Source organism: Aromatoleum evansii (assembly GCF_012910805.1).
Lineage (GTDB): Bacteria > Pseudomonadota > Gammaproteobacteria > Burkholderiales > Rhodocyclaceae > Aromatoleum > Aromatoleum evansii.
Genome location: NZ_WTVK01000300.1, coordinates 1 through 390, shown reverse-complemented (window position 1 = coordinate 390; position 390 = coordinate 1). Strand labels below are relative to the sequence as shown.

General features: G+C 65.1%; 1 protein-coding gene. It reads right to left on the bottom strand.

Annotated elements, in window-relative coordinates; genetic code table 11:
* Positions 1 to 64: 64 nt before the first annotated feature.
* Positions 65 to 390: acyltransferase (locus GO615_RS28425; protein WP_169133125.1), on the bottom strand; the 326-nt coding region annotated here is incomplete at its 5' end.

The window sequence follows — 390 nt, the reverse complement described above, 5'->3', positions numbered from 1 at the left end:
TGATGGACTGGTACTGCAATTGCAGGTCGGCATACGGCACAGCCATCGATATTCCCCTATTGCCCTATTGGCTCGCCAGCAGCCGGCGCGCCGGATTGCCGGCATACGTACCTGGTGTCGTGATGTCCTTGGTCACGACAGATCCGGCGCCGATGACGACGTCGTCGGCAATCCTGACCGGCATGATCGTGGCGTTGGAGCCGATCGACACCCGGTTGCCGATCACGGTCTCGCGCCACAGCTCCTTGCGTCCGCGCGCCGGTCCGCCGGTGGAGAAGGTGTCGTTGACGAACATCACGCCGTGCCCGACGAAGCAGTCCTCGCCGATGGTGACGAGCTCGCAGATGAAGGCGTGCGACTGCACGCGGGTGCGCGCCCCGACCGCCACGC